The sequence below is a fragment of the Georgenia ruanii genome (genome assembly GCF_009193175.1).
Classification (GTDB): Bacteria; Actinomycetota; Actinomycetes; order Actinomycetales; family Actinomycetaceae; genus Georgenia; species Georgenia ruanii.
Genome location: NZ_VUKE01000006.1, coordinates 132,991 through 153,276 on the forward strand (window position 1 = coordinate 132,991; position 20,286 = coordinate 153,276).

Sequence of the window (20,286 nt, forward strand, 5' to 3'; positions counted from 1 at the left end):
CGCACGAAGGCGCCCAGCCGCAGGTCGACCGAGCGCAAGCCGCGCCGAGCAGCCATCCACACCGGTCGCGTGCTGCTCCTCGTGGGGTTCCTCGCCGTATGGGAGACCGCCGCACGAAGCGGATGGATCGACCCCCTGCTCTTCGGCAGCCCTACCGGAGTCGTGACGTCGTTCCTCGAGTACGTCCCGTCCGAGCGTGCCAGCGCATCCATGACGGCGACCTTCGGCGCCATCGCCATCGCATTCGTGATCGGTTCGGTGACCGGCACGATCGCGGGCTTGGCGCTGGGCCTGAGCCGAACCCTCGACGGGATCATCGGGCCCTTCCTGGCGCCGTTGAACAGCGTGCCCCGTATCGCACTCGCACCGCTGTTCATCACCTGGTTCGGGCTGACCATGAGCGCCAAGGTCGTGCTCGCGGTGAGCATCGTGTTCTTCATCCTGGCGGAGAACGCCCGCTCGGCGGTGCGGTCGGTCGACCACGACCTGATGACCATGTCCCGGGTCGTCGGCCTGAGCAGGACGGCCACGCTGTGGAAGGTCGTCCTTCCCTCGGCGGTGCCGACGATGTTCGCCGGCCTGCGGCTCACCTTCACGTACTCGTTGCTCGGTGTCATCGCCTCCGAGATGATCGCCACGACCAACGGGCTCGGTCAGGACATCGTCCTCTACTCGTCGTCCTACCAGATCGACACCGTCTTCGCGATCCTCGTGGTCCTGATGATCATCGCAGTAGCAACCAACGCCCTGTTCTCGCTCGCCGAGCGCCGGCTCCTGGTGTGGCAGGAGGTCTGAGGCGCCGGGCGCAGTCCCGACTTGCGGGTGCTGGCTCAGCCTGGCGTGGTCGTTCCGATTGCCTGCCGGCGGCAGGCCGACGCGGGCCTCACCGGGTCGCATATTCCTCATGATGAATGTAGGCTCTGGTCGAAGCGCCGGCCGGTCAAGGAGTAGCCAGATGCGAGCAGCGGTTGCCCCCACCTTCGGCGACCCGGAGGTCCTGCAGGTCGAGACCGTGGCGGACCCCGTCCTCCGGTCGGGCGAGGTGCTCATCCAGGTCGCTGCCACGGCCGTCAACCGCGCGGACACGCTGCAGCGCCGGGGCTACTACCCGCCCCCTCCGGGGGTCTCCGACATCATCGGGCTCGAGTGCAGCGGGACCATCGTCGAGGTCGCGGACGACGTCACCGGATGGTCGGTCGGGGACACCGTGTGCGCTCTGCTCGCCGGTGGTGGCTATGCATCGCTGGTGGCCGTGCCTGCGGTCCAGGTGATGCCCGTGCCGGCCGGTCTCGACGTGGTGTCCGCGGCCGCCCTCCCGGAGGTGGCGTGCACGGTCTGGTCCAACGTCTACATGGCCGCGGGCCTCCTCGACCACGAATCGATCCTGGTTCATGGGGGAGGCGGTGGTATCGGGACCTTCGCCATCCAGCTCGCCCAGGCTCGGGGCAACCGCGTGTTCACCACGGCGGGTAGCGCCGACAAGCTCACGGCCTGCGTCGAGCTCGGAGCGGACGTCGCGATCAACTACCGCGAGGACGACTTCGTCGAGGTGATCCTGGAAGCCACCGACGGCGAGGGGGTCGACGTCATCCTCGACAACATGGGCGCCTCTTACCTGCAGCGAAACCTCACCGTGCTGGGGACTGGCGGGCGGCTCGCCATCATCGGCATGCAAGGTGGGACCAAGGGGGAGCTCAACATCGGCAGGCTCCTGCAGAAGCGTGCCACCGTCCTGGCCACCTCCTTGCGGCCACGGCCGGCGGCGGAGAAGGGTCTCATCTGCCACGAGGTTGTCCGCGAGGTGTGGCCGCTGGTCGAGGCAGGTCGCATCAAACCCGTGGTGCATGCCGTGCTCCCGCTGGAAGAAGCCGCGGAAGCGCACCGCATGATGGAGCTGAGCAGCAACGTCGGGAAGATCGTGCTGACCACGTGACCTCGTCGGCAGACGCGTTCGCGGGCGCGCTCGTGTATGCGCTACTCAATGGCATGCCGCCTGGTGGTCGGTCTGACCGATCCACGGTGCCGTTGCGGTTGGATGCGCCCGAGTTTCAACCGCGGCATCGGCCAGAACTGTCGCCTCCGTTCCAATGAAGTAGAGGAGAGAGATTGATGCGCATCGGCATCCCCCGCGAGATGCGGCCCGGCGAGACGCTGGTGGCCGCGACGGCGGTGACGGCGGGGCAGCTGGCGAGGCTCGGGTACGACGTGGTGGTCGAGGCCGGGGCCGGCCGGTCCGCTGATCAGCCCGACCAGGCGTTCCGCGACGCCGGGATCGCTGTCGGCGACGTGTCCGAGGTGTGGTTGAGCGACGTGGTGGTCAAGGTCAACGCCCCGACCGAGGCGGAGATCGCCCGGCTGCGCCCCGGGGCGACGGTGATCGGCCTGATGGCGCCGGCGCGCAGCCCGGAGCTGGTCGAGAGGCTGCGGGCGGCGGGAGTGACCGCGCTGGCGATGGACGCGGTGCCGCGCATCTCGCGCGCGCAGTCGATGGATGTGCTGTCGAGCATGGCGAACGTCGCGGGCTACCGGGCGGTGATCGAGGCGGCGCACGAGTTCGGCCGGCTGTTCACGGGCCAGGTCACCGCGGCGGGCAAGGTCCCGCCGGCGCGGGTGTTCGTGGTCGGCGCGGGGGTGGCCGGCCTGGCCGCGATCGGGGCGGCCGGGGCGCTCGGCGCCGTCGTGCGCGCCTTTGACGTGCGCCCGGAGGTGGCCGAGCAGGTGGAGTCGATGGGCGCCCAGTTCGTCACCGTCGACATGGAGCAGGAGGTCTCCACCGACGGCTACGCCAAGGAGATGACCGCCGCGCAGGCCGCGGCCACGGCCGCGATGTACGACAGGGAGGCCCGGGCCGCCGACATCGTCATCACGACCGCGTTGATCCCGGGTCGCCCGGCGCCGCGGCTGATCACGGCCCAGACGGTGGCGGGCATGCGGCCGGGGTCGGTGATCGTGGACATGGCCGCGGCCAGCGGGGGCAACGTCGAGCCCACCGTCGCCGACGAGCGGGTCGTGACCGGCAACCAGGTGACGATCCTGGGCTACACCGACCTCGCCGGTCGCCTCGCCGCCCAGACCAGCCAGCTCTACGGCACCAACGTCGTCAACCTGCTCAAGCTGCTCACCCCCGGGAAGGACGGCCGGCTTACCCTGGACCTGGACGACGTGGTCCAGCGGGGCATCACGGTCACCCGGGACGGGGAGGCGTTGTGGCCGCCCCCGCCGGTCCAGGTCTCCGCCGCCCCCGCCGCGCCGCCGCCCGCCGAGGTCGCGCCGGCCGCCCCCAAGCCGCCGCCGGACCCCAGGCGCTGGCTGTACGGCGCGGGGTTGACCGCCGCGGCCTTCGCCGCCCTGGCGACCGCCGCCCCGCCGGCCTTCCTGAGCCACTTCACGGTGTTCGCCCTGGCGGTGGTGGTGGGTTACTACGTGATCTCCAAGGTCCACCACGCCCTGCACACCCCGCTGATGAGCGAGACCAACGCCGTCTCCGGGATCATCGTCGTCGGCGGGATCCTCCAGGTCGGCAGCGACAACCCGGTCCTCGCGGCGCTGGCGGTCGTCGCGGTGCTGGTGGCGTCGATCAACATCTTCGGAGGCTTCTTCGTGACGCTGCGCATGCTCGATATGTTCCGGAAGGGCTGACCCGTGACCGATCTCCTCGCCTCCGAGCGCCTGGCCGGCCTCGCCCAGGCGGCCTACATCATCGCGGGCGTCCTGTTCATCCTGGCCCTGGCGGGTCTGTCGAGGCACGAGACCGCCAAGCGCGGCAACGTCTTCGGCATGACCGGCATGGTCATCGCCCTGGTCGCCACGGTCGTGCTCGCGCTGCGCCAGACCGCGCTGCCGGGCTTCTCATCCTCGGTGCCGCTCACGCTGGTGCTGATCGCCGCGCCGATGGCGGTCGGCGCGGTCATCGGCATCTGGAAGGCGCGCACGGTGCAGATGACCGGCATGCCCGAGCTGATCGCGGTGCTGCACAGCTTCGTGGGCCTGGCGGCGGTGCTGGTGGGCTACAACTCCTTCCTCGCGGCCGGGCCGGCCACCCACGACGCCGGCGCGATGGGCACCATCCACGCCGTCGAGGTGTTCCTCGGGGTGTTCATCGGGGCCGTCACGCTCACCGGATCGGCCGTGGCCTACCTCAAGCTCAGCGCGAAGATGAGGTCCGCGCCGCTGGTGCTGCCCGGACGGCACTGGCTCAACCTCGCCGTCCTGCTGGCCTCGGCGGGCCTGCTGGTCTGGTTCGTCCTCGACGACGAGGGCGCCGCGCTCGTTCCCCTGGCGGTGATGACGGTGCTCGCGCTGTGGCTGGGCTTCCACCTCGTCGCCGCGATCGGCGGCGGCGACATGCCGGTGGTCGTCTCGATGCTCAACTCCTACTCCGGTTGGGCGGCGGCCGCGGCCGGGTTCATGCTGAGCAACGACCTGCTGATCATCACCGGGTCCCTGGTCGGGTCCTCCGGTGCGATCCTGAGCTACATCATGTGCAAGGCGATGAACCGCTCCTTCGTCAGCGTCATCGCCGGCGGCTTCGGTTCCGACGGCGTCGTCGCCGGGCAGGCGCGCGACTACGGCGAGCACCGCGAGGTCCAGGCAGGCGAGGTCGCCCAGCTCCTCGCCGACGCGAAGTCGGTCGTCATCACGCCGGGGTACGGCATGGCGGTCGCGCAGGCGCAGTACCCCGTCGCCGAGATGACCCGCAAGCTGCGGGAGAAGGGCGTCGAGGTCCGCTTCGGCATCCACCCCGTCGCGGGGCGCCTGCCCGGGCACATGAACGTCCTGCTCGCCGAGGCCAAGGTGCCATACGACATCGTCCTGGAGATGGAGGAGATCAACGACGACTTCGGCGCCACCGACGTCGTGCTCGTGATCGGCGCCAACGACACCGTCAACCCCGCCGCCCTGGAAGAGCCCGGCTCCCCGATCGCCGGCATGCCGGTCCTTCAGGTTTGGAACGCCAAGGAGGTCATCGTGTTCAAACGCTCCATGGCCACCGGCTACGCCGGCGTCCAGAACCCGCTGTTCTTCAAGGACAACACCCGCATGCTCTTCGGCGACGCCAAGGAACGGGTCGAAGACATCGTCAGAACCGTCTGACCGGCAGGACTCATGGGGGAGCGGGCAGGGCGATCTCGCCGACGCGGCTGGTCGGATCGGTATCCATCCCGTCCCGACGCTATGCATGCCGGTCCGGTTGGCAACTGCCGTGACGTCGCCGGCACCCTCCAGGCCGACATAGGTATCGACGCCCATCTGCATACAAATCCTTGCCATCCGCCCCGAAGATAGGGTCCCGCTCGGAGCAAGCCCCCGACCATGTATACAAACGCCAGCGAAGCCGGTAGCCTGGCCAACATGCTGGCTAGCGAGCTCGCCTACACGACACTCCGTGAGGAGATCGTCTCGGGGCGCCTTGCGCCGGGGTCGGTGCTCGGTGAGGTGGAGCAGGCGGCGCGCCTGGGTGTCTCCCGCACGCCGCTGCGCGAGGCGCTCGGCCGGCTCGGCGCGGAAGGGCTCGCGGTAGCCGGCAAGGGCCGCACCCTGGTGGTGTCCTCGATCTCCGCCCAGGACGTGCGCCACCTCTTCGAGCTGCGCGAGGCGCTCGAGGCCCAGGCCGCGCGGCTCGCCGCCCGGCGCGCCGACCCGGCGGTGTTCGCCGCGCTGGCGGACCGCTTCGCCGCGGCCGTCACCCTGCTCGATGCGGACGACCGCGATCACGTCGCCTACTACCAGCTCGTCGCGGACCTCGACAGCGCCATCGACGAGGCCATGGCCAGCCCCTACCTCCGGCGTGCGCTGGCGTCCCTGCGCTCGCACGTGGCGCGGGCCCGCCGCCTCTCCCAGGACGACCGCGACCGGCTCGTGCGGGCCAGCCAGGAGCACGAGCTCATTGCCCGGGCCGTCGCCGAGGGTGACGCCACCCTGGCCGCTCAAGCCACCGCGGTCCACCTGCGCGCCAGCCTGACCCACATCCTCACCGCCCTGACCGGGGAGGGGCCGGGCATGCCTGGCAGCGAGCCCGCCAACGCCCCCGACACCGGCACCGACCCCGCCGAGACCGACCTCGGCACCCCACCCACACCCGTACGAGAGGCAGCAGCTCGATGATCACCCACCAGATGGTCACCCACCAGGTCCGCGTCCACCCCAGCGCGGACAACCTCCCGCGCTCCGGCCAGCTGGCCTGGAAGATCGCCGAGGTCGCCACCGACCCGGTGGAGGTCACCGACGAGGTGACGGACATGGTCATCAACCGGGTCATCGACAACGCCGCCGTCGCCACCGCCTCGCTCACCCGCGGGCCGGCCGTCGCGGCCCGGGCCCAGGCGCTCGAGCACCCCTACGGCCCCGGGGCGACGGTCTTCGGGCCGCCCCGGACGCAGCGGGTCAGCCCGGAGTGGGCCGCCTGGGCGAACGGGGTCGCCATCCGGGAGCTCGACTACCACGACACCTTCCTCGCCGCCGAGTACTCCCACCCCGGCGACAACATCCCCCCGATCGTCGCCGTCGCGCAGCACCTGGCTGCACGCCGGGGCCTGACCGGGGCCCAGCTGGTGCGCGGCATCGCCACCGGCTACGAGATCCAGGTGGACCTCGTGCGCGCGATCAGCCTGCACAAGCACAAGATCGACCACGTCGCCCACCTGGGCCCCTCCGCCGCCGCCGGCATCGGCACGCTGCTCGGTCTCGACCCCGAGACGATCTTCCAGGCCGTCGGTCAGGCGCTGCACACGACGACGGCGACCCGGCAGTCCCGCAAGGGCGAGATCTCGACCTGGAAGGCGCACGCCCCGGCGTTCGCCGGCAAGGTCGCCATCGAGGCGGTGGACCGGGCGATGCGCGGCCAGACCTCCCCGACCCCGATCTACGAGGGGGAGGACGGCGTCATCGCCTGGCTCCTCGACGGCCCCGACGCCGCCTACGAGGTCTCGCTGCCCGCTCCCGGCGCGCCCAAGCTGGCGATCCTGGACACCTACACCAAGGAGCACTCGGCGGAGTACCAGTCCCAGGCCCTCATCGACCTGGCCCGCAAGCTCCACCGGGAGCGGCCGGAGCTGGCGGACCCGGCCAACGTCGCCTCGATCGTCATCCACACCAGCCACCACACCCACTACGTCATCGGCTCGGGGGCGAACGACCCGCAGAAGTACGACCCGCACGCCTCCCGCGAGACGCTGGACCACTCCATCCCGTACATCTTCGCGGTGGCCCTGCAGGACGGCGCCTGGCACCACGTGGACTCCTACGCGCCCGCCCGCGCCGCCCGCCCGGACACGGTGGCGCTGTGGAACAAGATCACCACCGCCGAGGACCCGGAGTGGACCCGGCGCTACCACTCCGACGACCCGGCGGAGAAGGCCTTCGGCGGCCGGGTGGAGATCACCCTCGCCGACGGCTCGAAGGTCGTCGAGGAGATCGCCGTCGCCGACGCCCACCCGCTCGGCGCCCGGCCCTTCGGCCGCGCGCAATACGTGCACAAGTTCCGCACGCTGGCCGCCGGCATCCTGGACGACGCCGAGATCGAGCGGTTCCTCGACGTCGCCCAGCGCCTGCCCGAGCTGCGCGCCGAGGAGCTCGGGGACCTGACCGTCACGGCGCCGGCCGGGCTGCTCGCCTCGGTCACAGCCCCGGAGGGGATCTTCTGATGCTCTACGCCACGACCACCGCCGCGGCCAAGCGGGCCGCGCTGCGAGAGCGGCTCGCCAGCGGGGAGCTGCTGCGCTTTCCCGGCGCGTTCAACCCGCTGTCCGCCAAGCTCATCCAGGACAAGGGCTACGAGGGCGTCTACATCTCCGGCGCCGTGCTGTCCGCGGACCTCGGGCTGCCCGACATCGGCCTGACCACCCTGAGCGAGGTGGCCGGCCGGAGCCGGCAGATCGCCCGGGTCACCGACCTGCCCACGCTCGTCGACGCCGACACCGGCTTCGGCGAGCCGATGAACGTCGCCCGCACCGTCCAGGAGCTCGAGGACGCCGGCGTGGCCGGCCTGCACATCGAGGACCAGGTCAACCCCAAGCGCTGCGGCCACCTCGACGGCAAGCAGACGGTGGACGCGGGCACCGCCGTCCGGCGGATCCGGGCCGCGGTGGACGCCCGCCGCGATCCCAACCTCCTGATCATGGCGCGCACGGACATCCGGGCCGTGGACGGTCTCCAGGCGGCGATCGACCGGGCGAAGGCCCTGGTCGACGCCGGCGCCGACGCCATCTTCCCCGAGGCCATGCGTGATCTTGCCGAGTTCGAGGCGGTGCGCGGCGCCGTCGACGTCCCGGTGCTGGCCAACATGACCGAGTTCGGCAAGTCCGAGCTGTTCACCACCGCCCAGCTCGCCGACGTCGGCATCAACATCGTCATCTACCCCGTCTCGCTGCTGCGCGTGGCCATGGGCGCGGCCGAACGGGCCCTGGACACGCTCACCGAGGAGGGCACGCTCGCCTCGGTCGTGGAGGAGATGCAGCACCGCGCCCGGCTCTACGAGCTGCTCGACTACGCCGACTACAACCACTTCGACACCTCGATCTTCACCTACACCGCCCGGCCCTGAGGGGCCGGGCGCCGCCCGCAGCGTCCGCCAGAGCCATCACCGCAAAGGAGCGATCATGACCACCCAGACCCAGGCTGCACCGGAGATCCGCAAGGGACTGGCCGGCGTCGTCGTCGACACCACCGCCATCTCCAAGGTCAACCCTGAGACCAACTCCCTGCTGTACCGGGGCTACCCGGTCCAGGAGCTCGCCGCCGGCTGCTCGTTCGAGGAGGTGGCCTACCTCCTGTGGCACGGCGAGCTGCCCACCGAGGTCGAGCTGGCCGCCTTCCAGCGGGACGAGCGCGCCCAGCGCGAGCTCGCCGGCAACGTCCGGGCGACCATCGACTCGCTGCCCAAGTCCGCGCACCCCATGGACGTCGTGCGCACCGCCGTGAGCGTCATCGGCGCCAACGACCCCGCCACCGCCGACAGCTCGCGCTCGTCAAACCTCGCCAAGTCGGTGCGCCTGTTCGCCCAGCTGCCCGCCGTCGTGGCCTACGACCAGCGCCGGCGCCGCGGGCAGGAGCTCGTTCCGGCCCGCGAGGACCTGGACTACGCGGAGAACTTCCTGTGGATGACGTTCGGGGAGGTGCCCGCGCCCGTCGTCGTCGACGCCTTCCGCGTCTCCCTCATCCTCTACGCCGAGCACTCCTTCAACGCGTCCACGTTCACTGCCCGCGTCATCACCTCCACCCTGGCCGACCTGTACTCCGCCGTCGTCGGGGCGATCGGCGCCCTCAAGGGCCCCCTGCACGGCGGGGCCAACGAGGCCGTCATGCACGTCTTCGACGAGATCGGCTCGGCCGACAAGGCCGAGGCCTGGCTCGAGCAGGCCCTGGCCGAGAAGCGCAAGATCATGGGCTTCGGCCACCGCGTCTACAAGAACGGCGACTCCCGCGTGCCGAGCATGAAGGCCGCGCTGGACACCCTCGTGGCCCACTACGACCGGCCCGACCTCGCCGCCCTGTACGACAACCTCGAGCACGCCATGGTCTCGCGCAAGAACATCCAGCCCAACCTCGACTACCCCTCGGGCCCGGCGTACCACCTCATGGGCTTCGACACCGAGATCTTCACGCCGCTGTTCGTGGCCAGCCGGGTGACCGGCTGGACGGCGCACATCATGGAGCAGCTCGAGGCCAACGCGCTCATCCGCCCGCTCAGCGCCTACAACGGCCCCGACGAGCGCCACCTCGCCTGACGGCAACCGCCCGGCAGACGCTCGTCTGTCCGGCGGCAGGAAAGGAGAGATGGTGGGCCTGAGACTGGGGTACAAGGCCTCGGCGGAGCAGTTCGGGCCCCGGGAGCTGGTGGACTTCACCGTCCTGGCCGAGCAAGCCGGCTTCGAGACGGCGTTCGTCTCCGACCACTTCCAGCCGTGGCGGCACGACGGCGGGCACGCGCCCGCCGCCCTGCCGTGGCTGGGTGCGGCGGCCGCCTGGACGCAGCGGATCACGCTCGGGACGTCGGTGCTCACACCCACGTTCCGCTACCATCCGGCGGTCGTCGCCCAGGCGTTCGCGACACTCGGCGTGCTGTTCCCGGGCCGCATCGTGCTCGGTATCGGCACGGGAGAATCGCTCAACGAGGTACCGCTCGGCCTGACCTGGCCGGACGGCAAGGAGCGCTTCGCCCGCCTCAAGGAAGCGATCACGTTGATCCGACAGCTCTGGACGCAAGATCGGGTGACTTCAAGGGCACGTACTACCGCACCGCCGACGCCACGATCTACGACCGGCCGGAGCGACCGGTGCCGATCTACGTCGGCGCCTCCGGGCCTGCGGCGGCCCGGCTCGCCGGGCGGGTGGCGGACGGGTTCATCACCACCTCGGGCAAGGCGCCCGAGCTCTACTCCGAGACGTTGCTCCCCGCGCTGCGCGACGGGGCCGACAAGGCCGAGAGACGGATCGGCGACCTCGACCTCATGATCGAGATGAAGGTGTCCTTCGACCACGACCGGGCGCGCGCGCTGGCGGACACCCGGCACTGGGCCGCCCTGGCGCTGTCCCCCGAGGAGAAGACCGGCGTCGAGGATCCCGTCGAGATGCAACGCCTGGCCGACGCCCTCCCGATCGAGCGTGCGGCCTCCCGGTGGATCGTCTCCGACGATCCGGACGAGCATGTCGAACGCATCAGACCATACGTGGACCTGGGCTTTCGGCCCCTGGTCTTCCACGCGCCCGGTCCGGACCAGGCGCGGTTCCTCGAGCTGTACGGGGCCGAGGTGCTACCCAGGTTGCGCGCGCTTCAGGCGACGACGGCCGACGCCATCGTGGAGCCCGCCTCCCGGCCCTGAGTCTGCGAGCGGGCCGCGGATGGAATCACGCACACGACCGGGCGGCCGTCACACCACCAGCGTGAGAAGCCGGGGAGAAGCCCGTGGGACCGGTTGGTGGACCTGCAAGCACGTCGGAAAAGGATCTTCATGGCCGAGCTTCACGAGCCGGTGACCTACCGCGTTGCCGACGGCGTCGCGCACATCGAGCTGCGCCGGCCCGACACCGCCAACGCTCTCGACCTGAGCCTTGCGAGGGCACTCCTCGCCGCGGTCGGCCGAGCCCGGTGCGACGACGGAGCCCGTGCGGTGCTCGTCACGGGAGCTGGCAAGCGGTTCTGCGCCGGAGGCGATGTGGGGTCCTTCGCTGCGGCCGCGGATCCCGAGTCGTACCTCCACCAGCTCGCCACCGAGGCCGACGCCGCCATGCGTGCGCTGGCCGAGCTCAGCAAGCCCGTGGTCGCGGGGGTGCACGGCGCCGCCGCGGGTGCCGGGCTGGCACTCATGCTGAGCTGCGACCGGGTCGTCGCCGACACAGGCACGAAGTTCGCGTTCGCCTACCCCGGCATCGGGCTTACCCCAGACTGCGGACTGTCATACCTCCTTCCACGCGCCGTCGGCCAGCAGCGGGCGCTCTCGTTCGCCCTCGACGGCGCCCCCCTGCCCGCGACGACGGCGCTCGCCTGGGGCCTGATCACCGAGCTGTCCGACGACGCTCTTGTGCGGGCACGCGAGCTGGCCGCCGCGCTCGCCGCCGGTCCGGCCCGAGCCCTGGGGGAGTCCCGCCGGCTGCTCCGCGCGGCATGGGAGATGGATCGCGCGCACGCGGGCGCCGAGGAGGCGCGAATCATCAGCGAGATGGCGGCCGGCCCGGAGGCCCGTGCCCTGATCACCAGGTTCGCCACGCGTTGAGCACCACCGTCAACCACCCGGAGATGTCACGACAAGGAGCTGGATCGACCATGCAGATCACCGACACCGCCGCGATCGTGACCGGTGGGGCGTCCGGACTAGGCGCGGCCACCGCCTCTGCTCTGGCGCAGCGGGGGGCCCGAGTCTTCGCCTTCGACCTCGCCATGGCGATCGGTGAGGCTCCGCCGGTCGCCGGGGTCGAGTACGTCGCGGTCGACGTCACCGACGCCGCGGCCGTCCAGGCCGGCGTGGACACCGCCGCGGGCGCCGGCCTGCCGCTCCGTACCGTCGTCAACTGCGCAGGCATCGGCCCCTCGATGCGCATCCTGGGCCGCAGAGGGCCGCACGACCTCGCCTTGTTTGCCAAGGTCGTCCAGGTGAACCTCATCGGCACGTTCAACGTGGTGACCCTTGCCGCGGAGAAGATCGCCGAGGTCCCGGAACTCGACCACGGCCAGCGCGGCATCATCATCAACACCGCCTCGGTCGCCGCGTACGAGGGACAGATCGGGCAGGCGGCGTACTCGGCGTCCAAGGGAGGGGTCGTGGGGCTCACGCTCCCAGCGGCGCGCGACCTTGCGCAGCACGGGATCCGGGTGCTCACCATTGCTCCGGGGATCATCGAGACCCCGATGCTCGCCACAGTGTCGGAAGAGTTCCGTGCGGGACTGGCCGCCGGCGTCCCCTTCCCGCAGCGTCTGGGCCGCCCAGAGGAGTTCGCCCAGCTGGCCCTGTCTCTCGTCGATCACGACTACCTCAACGGAGAGACCATCCGGTTGGACGGCGCGTTGCGGATGGCGCCCCGCTGACCCCCTCCCGCCGGCTGGCGACCTGACCCGGCTCTTCGTCCGTCTGGCGAGGTGCCCGGCCGACGTCGGCGGGATGCCAGACCGGCGAGACCCCGGACGTCCTTACCAGCCATCACCGACGCGGTGGTGCATGGTAAGGACGTCCACGCGATCATCGTAGGCGTGCGGTGCCGTGCGAGATCCCTGCACGCCACCCCTTGACATCTAATCCCCGGTTATTCATTGTTAGAGTGTTGACGGGCAGCAAGGGGCAGGTCGAGCCGTATGCACAGCTGCGCGACCGTCAGGCGTCGCTGCTTGAGCCAACGAGGGCCAGCGGTCATGACGACGAGAACGGATATGACGATGACGTACATAATCGGCGCAGCCTGTGTCGACGTGCTGGACCGCTCCTGCATCGAGGAGTGTCCGGTGGACTGCATCTACGAGGGCGAGCGGATGTTGTACATCCAGCCTGACGAGTGCGTGGACTGTGGCGCCTGTGAGCCGGTGTGCCCGGTAGAGGCCATCTACTACGAGGACGATCTCCCCGAGTCGGAGGAGAAGTTCCGCACCGCCGCCACGCAGCTCTTCTCCGAGATCGGTTCCCCCGGTGGAGCGTGCGCGTTCGGTCCCCTCAAGCGAGACGCGGCCGTCGTCGCCTCGCTCTAGGTGCGCTACGAAAAGGTGAGGTGGTTCGTGAATGCGATGACCAGCGCGAGGGCGCCCCACCGGGGATATCGCGGCCGCCCGGGCGGGATGGGCCGATGATGGCTGGCCCTACGCAGATGGACCGCGTCGTCGTGCGATTCGCTGGCGACTCCGGGGATGGCATGCAACTCATCGGCGATCGGTTCACGGCCGATGCTGCGACGTTCGGCAACGACGTGTCGACACTCCCCAACTTCCCGGCCGAGATCCGCGCCCCCGCCGGCACGCTCGCGGGAGTGTCGAGCTTCCAGATCCACCTCGCCGACTACGACATCCTCACCCCTGGTGACGCTCCGGACGTCCTCGTCGCCATGAACCCGGCCGCGTTGCGGGCGAACCTCGAGGACCTGCGGCCCGGCGGCGACCTCATCGTGGACACCGCGGAGTTCAAGCCGCGTCCCCTGGCGAAGGTTGGATACGAGTCGAATCCCCTCGATGACGGGACCCTCAGCGGGTTCACCGTCCACTCCCTGGACATGACGAAGCTGGCGACCGCGTCGGTCGAGCACCTTGGGCTAGGACGCAAGGACGCGGCTCGGGTCAAGAACATGTTCGCGCTGGGGCTCGTCTCCTGGCTCTTCCAACGTCCGCTGGACGGCACGATCTCCTTCATCGAGTCCCGCTTCGGGCGCAAGGACCCCACGATCGCCGCGGCCAACGTCGCTGCGCTCAAGGCGGGCTGGAACTACGGCGACACGACCGAGGCGTTCCGATCCGGCTACATCGTGCAGCCGGCGACGCTGCCCCCGGGGCGGTACCGCAACATCTCGGGGGGCCTCGCGCTGTCGTACGGACTCATGGCCGCCTCGGCGCGTTCGGGCCTCCAGCTGTTCGTCGGGGCCTACCCGATCACCCCTGCGTCGAACCTCCTGCACGAGCTGAGCAAGCACAAGCACGCCGGCGTGGTGACCTTCCAGGCGGAGGACGAGATCGCGGCCGCCGGTGCCGCCCTGGGAGCGGCGTTCGGCGGCAAGCTCGCCGTGACGACGACCTCGGGACCCGGATTCTCCCTGAAGCAGGAGGTCATCGGACTGGCAGTCTCGCTCGAGCTTCCGCTGGTCATCGTCGATGTGCAACGTGGCGGCCCGTCGACCGGGCTCCCCACGAAGACGGAGCAGGCCGACCTCCTCATGGCCATGTTCGCCCGGAACGGGGAGGCGCCGATCCCGATCGTCGCACCGCAGTCGCCGGGGGACTGCTTCGATGCGGCTTTCGAGGCCGCGCGGATCGCCGTCGCCTCACGCACCCCGGTGGTCCTGCTGGCCGACGGGTACCTCGCGAACGGGGCCGAGCCGTGGAAGATTCCCGACCTCGATGACCTGCCCGTCATCGAGCCCGCCTTCGCGACCGAGACGAACCACGTGACGGAGGACGGCGAGGAGGTCTTCTGGCCCTACCTCCGCGACGACCTGACGCTCGCCCGCCCATGGGTGGTGCCCGGCACCCCGGGGCTCGAGCACAGGATCGGCGGCATCGAGAAGTCCGACGGGCCCGGCCACATCTCCTACGCCCCGGCCAACCACCAGCAGATGGTCTCGCTGCGGCAGCAGAAGGTGGACCGCGTCGCCGACCGGCTCCCGCAGGTCCAGGTCGAGGACCCGGGTGCGAGGGACGGTTCAGGCGCCTCGGTGCTGGTGCTCGGATGGGGGTCGACCTACGGACCGATCGGGGCCGCGTGCCGGCGCGTGCGGCGCACCGGGCGCCGGGTGGCGCACGCGCAGCTGCGATACCTCAACCCGTTCCCGCAAAACCTGGGCGCACTGCTCCGGAGCTACGACAAGGTGATCGTGCCCGAGATGAACCTGGGCTACGGCTACGGCGGTCAGCTGGCGATGCTGCTCCGGGCCAAGTACCTCGTCGACGTCGAAGGTCTGCAGCAGGTGCGCGGGATGCCGTTCCGGCCCGCCGAGCTGGCGGAGCTGCTCACGCGCTCGATCGACGGCACGCACACCGATGATGAGATGGCAGGTTCCACGTGGCACCAGAGCTGAAGCTGTCCCGTTCCGTCCCGGGGGCGACGTCGCCGCTGACGCGCAAGGACTTCACCTCTGACCAGGAGGTGCGGTGGTGCCCGGGGTGCGGGGACTACGTGGTCCTGGCCACCGTTCAGGGGTTCTTGCCCGAGCTCGGCGTGAGGCGCGAGAACATCGTGTTCATCTCCGGCATCGGGTGCTCCTCCCGTTTTCCGTACTACCTCAACACCTACGGGATGCACTCGATCCACGGCCGGGCCCCGGCGATCGCCACCGGGCTGTCGGTCACCCGGCCGGATCTGTCGGTGTGGGTGGTCACCGGCGACGGAGACGCCCTGTCGATCGGGGGCAACCACCTCATCCACGCGCTGCGGCGCAACGTGGATATCAAGATCCTGCTGTTCAACAACCGCATCTACGGGCTCACCAAGGGGCAGTACTCGCCGACGTCGGAGATCGGCAAGATCACCAAGTCGAGTCCCGCCGGGTCGGTGGACGAGCCCCTGGACGCGGTGTCGCTCGCCCTCGGTGCCGGTGCCACGTTCGTCGCGCGGACCATCGACTCCGAGCGGGAGCACATGACTTCCGTGCTTCGCGCCGCCGCCGAGCACCCCGGATCGGCCCTGGTGGAGATCTACCAGAACTGCAACATCTTCAACGACGGAGCCTTCGAGGAGATCAAGTCCGCGGACACCCGTGACCAGCGCCTGCTGCGGCTCCAGGCCGATGCACCGCTGACCTTCGGCGCGGGCGGGCAGAGCAAGATCGTGCTCGGTGAGAACGGACAGCTCCAGGCCAGCCAGGACCCGACGCGCGCCGCCCTCGTGCACGACCCGAGCGTGGAGAACCCGGCCCGCGCGTTCGCCCTCGCACGACTGGCGATCGGCGAGGACGGCGTCGTGCCGATCGGCGTCTACCGCGACGTGGAGCGGCCCACCTACGACGAGCGCGTCAGCGATCAGATTGCCGCCGCCGGTGGCGAAGACCCCGCGCGGTGGGCGGCGTCGGTCGAACGCGTCCTCGTCGGTTCGGAGTCCTGGGTCGTCTGAGGCGGACGGCGCCGACGCCGTCCCCTGGCGGACGCTGCCGAACGCCCGTTCTCCCGTGATGTGTGCGGAGCCGTGCGCAACAAGCGGTCGGCGATCGGCGCGGGGCGAGCAGCGACCGGGGCTCGGCGAAGTCGCCGGCTCGTTCGCGGAGCGCCGCCGGGGTGCGCACCAGTGTCCGCGTTTCCTCCTGGTCGAGGCCGGGCGGGGCGAAGACCTCGTCGTTGAGCGACGCCGTCGCCGCCTCGACCCGATCCCGCCCGGCCTCGGTCAGCACCAAGATGTCGCCCGGCCGTCGCGCGGATGAGGCTCACGGCGGACGAGGCCGTCCCGCTCGAGCCGGTCGACGGTGTTGGTGACGCTGGCGGGATGGACCTGCAGGCGGGCGGTCGCGCTCGCCATGGGGAGGCGGCCTTCGCGGGTGAACGCGAGGAGCCGGAGCATCTCGTAGCGGGCGAAGCTCAATCCATGCGGTCTGAGAGCCTGGTCGATCCGTGCCAGCATCAGCTGCTGCGCACGCATGACGCTGGTGACCGCGGCCATCCCGTCGGCTGCGCGCTCCCACCCGTGGGACAGCCATTGCCGACGTGCCTCGGCGATCGGGTCGGCCGGCAGCGGCGGGCGTGGCACGATCGACCACCTCCTTCTCTCCCGGCGGCAGCGGTCGCCGCAGACGCCGCGTGACGCGGCTCAGACCCGCAGGACGAGGGCGTCGCCCTGCCCACCGCCTCCGCACAGGGACGCCACGCCCAGCCCGCCGCCGCGGCGGCGCAGCTCGAGGGCCAGGGTGAGGGCCAGGCGTGCCCCCGACATGCCGACCGGGTGGCCGAGCGCAATCGCCCCTCCGTTGACGTTGACGATCTCGGGATCGATGCCGAGGGCGCGCGTCGAGGCGATCGCCACACTGGCGAAGGCCTCGTTGATCTCGACGAGCTCGAGGTCCGCCATGGCGACTCCCGCACGCCCGACCGCCTCGGTGATCGCACGGGCGGGCTGGCGCGCCCGCCACCGAGTCGTCGACCGGGGGAGGAGCGCCCGCCGCGCCGTCTTCCGGCCGCCGCACCGGCCTCCCGCGATCCGGCGCCTCTGCCGCGCCGGCTGCGGACCCGCGGCCTGCCCCGGCGGCGACGACGCCGGCTCCGGACCCGCGGCCTGCCCCGGTGGCGGCGACCACGCCGGCTCCCCGCTCCGGCGCCACCCGGGCCGGCACGGGCCCGTCCGCGGGGCGCACACCCCCGGCGAAGCGGCACGCCACGGCTCGCCCGGAAGGTCGGCGACACGGTCCCTACACCGCTCCCCAGTGGGCGGGGTCAGCGGCGCTCGGCGTGGTCGGGCTGCTGGTCGTCGCGGCGCTGGCGGTGCTGCTGGCACGGTGGTTGGTCGGCGTGGGTGCTGTGGAGAACTTCCTCGCGGACTACCCCGGCACGTACGACCTGCCCGAGTCGGCGCCCACGGGGATCCCCGCGTGGCTCGGGTGGCAGCACTTCTTCAACGTCTTCCTGATGGTGCTGATGATCCGCAGCGGCTTGCGTGTCCGCCTGGAGAAGCGTCCGAGCGCGTACTGGACCCCGCGCTGGAACTCGAAGGGGAAGATCAGTCTCGAGCTGTGGTTCCATCAGTCGCTGGACCTTCTCTGGCTGGTCAACGGCGTCGTCTTCGTCGTCCTGCTGTTCGCCACGGGGCACTGGATGCGCATCGTGCCGACCAGCTGGGACGTGTTCCCGAACGCCGTGTCGGCGGCGCTGCAGTATCTCTCGCTCGACTGGCCGACGGAGAGCGGCTGGACCAACTACAACGGCCTTCAGCAACTCGCCTACTTCGCCACGGTCTTCGTCGCCGCGCCTCTCGCTGTCCTCAGCGGCGTCCGGATGTCGGGCCTCTGGCCGAAGGACGCCGGGAGGCTGAACAAGCTGTACCCGGTGGAATGGGCGCGCGCCGTGCACTTTCCCGTGATGCTGTACTTCGTGGCCTTCATCATCGGCCATGTCGCGATGGTGCTCGCCACGGGGGCGCTGCGGAACCTCAATCACATGTATGCAGCGCAGGACGCGGTGAGCTGGACCGGGTTCTGGATCTTCGCCGGCTCGTTGGTCGTGATAGTGGCCGCCTGGGTCGCCGCCCGCCCCCTCGTCCTCGCGCCGATCGCCGGGCTGTTCGGCAGGGTCAGTGCGCGCTGAGCCAGCGGGGACGGGCGGGTTGTGGCTGGCGACCCGCCCGAGCCTCGAACCTGCCGTGTGCCGCCGGCCGCGGCGACCGCCCGCGACGGGCGCACTGCCGGCCCCCCGGTCTCACTGAGGGGGCGTCACCTCGGATGACCCGGTGGCTCCGTCCTTACTCGTGCGCGTTCTTCGGCGCCCGGCTGCCGCTGGGCCTGGTGTCACCGGCGGCGTCGCGCATGGCGGTGAGCGACTTCATGAGGTCCTTGACCATCCGCGGGGTCGTCCCCGGCATGCCGAAACCGGACTCGGACAGGGCGCGGGTCGCCTTCGCGACCGTCTCACGCCCCTCGTCCGTGATGGTCACGCAGGTGGCCCGACGATCGGTGGGGTGCGGGCTGCGGTAGAGGAATCCCCGGGCCTCGAGCCGGTCGGTGGCCAGGGTCGCCGTGGTGGCGTGGACAAGGAGGTTCCTCGCGAGGCTGGAAATCAGCCGGGTGCCCGACTCCGAGAGCTCCAGAGTCATCAGCATCAGGTAGTCGGTCATGTTGAGACCGTGGCCCTTGAGCTCGGTGTCGACCTTGTCCGCTACGATCCGCTCGAAGCGCAGGAGCGAGGTCAGGGCCTGGAAGCGCTGGGGGTCGCCATCGAGGTTCTGCTCCTTCCAGTAGTACGCAGCCCACTCCACCGGATCGGTGATGTCAGGAAGGTTGCCCTGAGTCGGGGCGTGCTTCTTTGACGGCATCGGTGTCTCCTCGTCGTGCCCGAGATCAGGGTCAGGGTGCGTCCTGCTACCCAACCATGCAACTCTACCAACGGACGTTAGATAGTAGAGAACTGGACGGCTCGATGTGATGATTGTTGTGCACTAGACAATTTAGTAGACTGCGGTCATGACGTCCTGCGACCCTTGTCCGACCTCCTTCCGGTCCCCGGGGGCCGGGACGGAACGGCTCGGTTCGGCCGCGACGCCGTCCACGGACCGATGACCGGCCTGAGCGAGGTGATCGAGCTGCTCGACGTCGAGCAGGTCGATGGCATGCTCTTCCGCGGTTCCCAGCCGCAGGCCAGCCCGCCCCGGGTCTTCGGAGGGCAGGTCCTCGCCCAGGCGCTCCGGGCTGCCGGCCGCACGGTCCCGGTGCGAAGGCTGCCGCACAGCCTGCATGCCTACTTCATCCGGCCGGGTCATTGCCGGGCACCGATCGTGTACGACGTCGCCCGCCTGCGTGATGGCGGATCGCTGTCGGTGCGCCGCATCTCGGCGATCCAGGACGGTGAGACGATCTGCGAGATGACGAGCTCCTTCGCCGAGCCCGAGGAGAGCGGGCCCTCGCGGTGGACGGCTCCGGTCGTCCGTGGCCCGGAGGAGCTGCCGGATGTGGCCGCTCGTCTCGAGCGGTACGCCGACGAGCTTGACGGGTGGTGGGTGCGCGAACGCCCCTTCGACCTGCGCCCGGTGGACCCCCCGCCGCGGGCGGCCCTCGACGAGCTGGACGACGCCGACGTCGTCGACCCCGTCATCCGGCTGTGGCTGCGCGCGGACGGGCCGGTGCCCGACGACGCCCTCCTGCAGACCTGTCTGATCGCCTACGTCAGCGACATGACGTTGCTGGAGCCCGTGCTCGTGGCCCGCCGGACCACGACCCTCGGCCCAGGCTCTGTCGCCTCCCTCGACCACGCGATGTGGTTCCACCGCCCGCCGGACCTCTCCGACTGGCACCTCTACGACAAGCGGATGGTCGGAGAGGCCGCCCGTCGTGGCCTGGCCGCCGGCCGCATGTTCAACCGGGCGGGCGACCTGGTCGCCACGGTCAACCAGGAGGGCTACCTGCGCTCGAAGGACCCGAGCCACTGGACGGGCCCACGACTGCGGCGGGCCGACCAGCCTGCCACCAGCTGAG

General features: G+C 70.6%; 16 protein-coding genes and 3 pseudogenes. 16 read left to right on the forward strand and 3 right to left on the reverse strand.

The window, feature by feature from the left end; all coding sequences use genetic code 11:
* Positions 1-69: 69 nt before the first annotated feature.
* The 14 genes and pseudogenes from GD880_RS08335 to GD880_RS08400 all read left to right on the forward strand — a co-directional run bounded on the left by GD880_RS08335 (position 70) and on the right by GD880_RS08400 (position 16,232).
* Positions 70-795, forward strand: a complete 726-nt coding sequence (locus GD880_RS08335) for an ABC transporter permease (protein WP_193314415.1) — start codon at positions 70-72, stop codon at positions 793-795.
* A gap of 160 nt (positions 796-955) precedes the next feature.
* Positions 956-1,933: an NAD(P)H-quinone oxidoreductase gene (locus GD880_RS08340; protein ID WP_152231164.1), complete on the forward strand. Its 978-nt coding sequence runs from the start codon at positions 956-958 to the stop codon at positions 1,931-1,933.
* Between the two features lie 176 nt (positions 1,934-2,109).
* Positions 2,110-3,639, forward strand: coding sequence for a Re/Si-specific NAD(P)(+) transhydrogenase subunit alpha (locus tag GD880_RS08345; protein WP_152231165.1), 1,530 nt, complete (start codon positions 2,110-2,112; stop codon positions 3,637-3,639).
* Between the two features lie 3 nt (positions 3,640-3,642).
* Complete coding sequence (gene pntB / locus GD880_RS08350; RefSeq protein WP_226909478.1) at positions 3,643-5,094, forward strand: Re/Si-specific NAD(P)(+) transhydrogenase subunit beta; 1,452 nt, start codon at positions 3,643-3,645, stop codon at positions 5,092-5,094.
* Positions 5,095-5,352: 258 nt separating this feature from the next.
* The gene (locus GD880_RS08355) at positions 5,353-6,105 is read left to right on the forward strand and encodes a GntR family transcriptional regulator (protein WP_152231166.1); all 753 of its coding nucleotides are present in this window, start codon (positions 5,353-5,355) and stop codon (positions 6,103-6,105) included.
* A gap of 11 nt (positions 6,106-6,116) precedes the next feature.
* The gene (locus GD880_RS08360) at positions 6,117-7,643 is read left to right on the forward strand and encodes an MmgE/PrpD family protein (RefSeq protein WP_152231207.1); all 1,527 of its coding nucleotides are present in this window, start codon (positions 6,117-6,119) and stop codon (positions 7,641-7,643) included.
* A complete protein-coding gene (gene prpB, locus GD880_RS08365; protein WP_152231167.1) occupies positions 7,643-8,542 on the forward strand; it encodes a methylisocitrate lyase in 900 nt (299 codons plus the stop codon). Before GD880_RS08360 ends, prpB begins: the two co-directional genes overlap by 1 nt.
* A gap of 55 nt (positions 8,543-8,597) precedes the next feature.
* The gene (locus tag GD880_RS08370; RefSeq protein ID WP_152231168.1) at positions 8,598-9,725 is read left to right on the forward strand and encodes a bifunctional 2-methylcitrate synthase/citrate synthase; all 1,128 of its coding nucleotides are present in this window, start codon (positions 8,598-8,600) and stop codon (positions 9,723-9,725) included.
* Positions 9,726-9,774: 49 nt separating this feature from the next.
* Positions 9,775-10,820, forward strand: a pseudogene (gene fgd, locus GD880_RS08375) (glucose-6-phosphate dehydrogenase (coenzyme-F420)).
* A 129-nt stretch (positions 10,821-10,949) separates the two neighbouring features.
* Positions 10,950-11,711, forward strand: coding sequence for an enoyl-CoA hydratase/isomerase family protein (locus GD880_RS08380; protein WP_152231169.1), 762 nt, complete (start codon positions 10,950-10,952; stop codon positions 11,709-11,711).
* Between the two features lie 50 nt (positions 11,712-11,761).
* Entirely contained in the window at positions 11,762-12,520 is a 759-nt protein-coding gene (locus GD880_RS08385) for an SDR family NAD(P)-dependent oxidoreductase (RefSeq protein ID WP_152231170.1), read from the forward strand.
* 345 nt (positions 12,521-12,865) lie between these two features.
* Positions 12,866-13,171, forward strand: a complete 306-nt coding sequence (fdxA, locus tag GD880_RS08390) for a ferredoxin (protein WP_152231208.1) — start codon at positions 12,866-12,868, stop codon at positions 13,169-13,171.
* 95 nt (positions 13,172-13,266) lie between these two features.
* Positions 13,267-15,201 (forward strand): 2-oxoacid:acceptor oxidoreductase subunit alpha, encoded by a 1,935-nt coding sequence (locus tag GD880_RS08395; protein ID WP_152231171.1) that lies wholly within the window; start codon positions 13,267-13,269, stop codon positions 15,199-15,201.
* Entirely contained in the window at positions 15,186-16,232 is a 1,047-nt protein-coding gene (locus GD880_RS08400) for a 2-oxoacid:ferredoxin oxidoreductase subunit beta (RefSeq protein WP_193314416.1), read from the forward strand. The genes GD880_RS08395 and GD880_RS08400 overlap by 16 nt, the downstream gene beginning before the upstream one ends.
* Positions 16,233-16,356: 124 nt before the next feature.
* On the opposite strand, the pseudogene GD880_RS08405 reads toward GD880_RS08400, so the two are convergent.
* Positions 16,357-16,859: pseudogene (locus GD880_RS08405) on the reverse strand (MarR family winged helix-turn-helix transcriptional regulator); the annotation flags it as partial.
* A 60-nt stretch (positions 16,860-16,919) separates the two neighbouring features.
* Positions 16,920-17,225, reverse strand: a pseudogene (locus GD880_RS20665) (acetyl-CoA C-acyltransferase); the annotation flags it as partial.
* Between the two features lie 329 nt (positions 17,226-17,554).
* Here GD880_RS20665 and GD880_RS08415 point away from each other — a divergent pair.
* Positions 17,555-18,406: a cytochrome b/b6 domain-containing protein gene (locus GD880_RS08415; RefSeq protein ID WP_152231173.1), complete on the forward strand. Its 852-nt coding sequence runs from the start codon at positions 17,555-17,557 to the stop codon at positions 18,404-18,406.
* A 154-nt stretch (positions 18,407-18,560) separates the two neighbouring features.
* On the opposite strand, the gene GD880_RS08420 is transcribed toward GD880_RS08415, so the two are convergent.
* Positions 18,561-19,130 (reverse strand): MarR family transcriptional regulator, encoded by a 570-nt coding sequence (locus GD880_RS08420; protein ID WP_152231174.1) that lies wholly within the window; start codon positions 19,128-19,130, stop codon positions 18,561-18,563.
* Positions 19,131-19,370: 240 nt separating this feature from the next.
* Here GD880_RS08420 and GD880_RS08425 point away from each other — a divergent pair, with 240 nt between their 5' ends.
* Positions 19,371-20,285, forward strand: a complete 915-nt coding sequence (locus GD880_RS08425) for an acyl-CoA thioesterase (RefSeq protein ID WP_152231175.1) — start codon at positions 19,371-19,373, stop codon at positions 20,283-20,285.
* The last annotated feature ends 1 nt before the right edge of the window (position 20,286 follow it).

Excerpts from the sequence above, each read along its gene's own strand:
- GD880_RS08420 (WP_152231174.1), bottom strand. The coding sequence starts at position 19,130 with ATGCCGTCAAAGAAGCACGCCCCGACTCAGGGCAACCTTCCTGACATC.
- fdxA (WP_152231208.1), top strand. The coding sequence starts at position 12,866 with ATGACGTACATAATCGGCGCAGCCTGTGTCGACGTGCTGGACCGCTCC.
- prpB (WP_152231167.1), top strand. The coding sequence starts at position 7,643 with ATGCTCTACGCCACGACCACCGCCGCGGCCAAGCGGGCCGCGCTGCGA.
- GD880_RS08395 (WP_152231171.1), top strand. The coding sequence starts at position 13,267 with ATGATGGCTGGCCCTACGCAGATGGACCGCGTCGTCGTGCGATTCGCT.
- GD880_RS08355 (WP_152231166.1), top strand. The coding sequence starts at position 5,353 with ATGCTGGCTAGCGAGCTCGCCTACACGACACTCCGTGAGGAGATCGTC.
- GD880_RS08340 (WP_152231164.1), top strand. The coding sequence starts at position 956 with ATGCGAGCAGCGGTTGCCCCCACCTTCGGCGACCCGGAGGTCCTGCAG.
- GD880_RS08360 (WP_152231207.1), top strand. The coding sequence starts at position 6,117 with ATGGTCACCCACCAGGTCCGCGTCCACCCCAGCGCGGACAACCTCCCG.
- GD880_RS08385 (WP_152231170.1), top strand. The coding sequence starts at position 11,762 with ATGCAGATCACCGACACCGCCGCGATCGTGACCGGTGGGGCGTCCGGA.
- GD880_RS08425 (WP_152231175.1), top strand. The coding sequence starts at position 19,371 with ATGACCGGCCTGAGCGAGGTGATCGAGCTGCTCGACGTCGAGCAGGTC.
- GD880_RS08380 (WP_152231169.1), top strand. The coding sequence starts at position 10,950 with ATGGCCGAGCTTCACGAGCCGGTGACCTACCGCGTTGCCGACGGCGTC.
- GD880_RS08345 (WP_152231165.1), top strand. The coding sequence starts at position 2,110 with ATGCGCATCGGCATCCCCCGCGAGATGCGGCCCGGCGAGACGCTGGTG.
- GD880_RS08370 (WP_152231168.1), top strand. The coding sequence starts at position 8,598 with ATGACCACCCAGACCCAGGCTGCACCGGAGATCCGCAAGGGACTGGCC.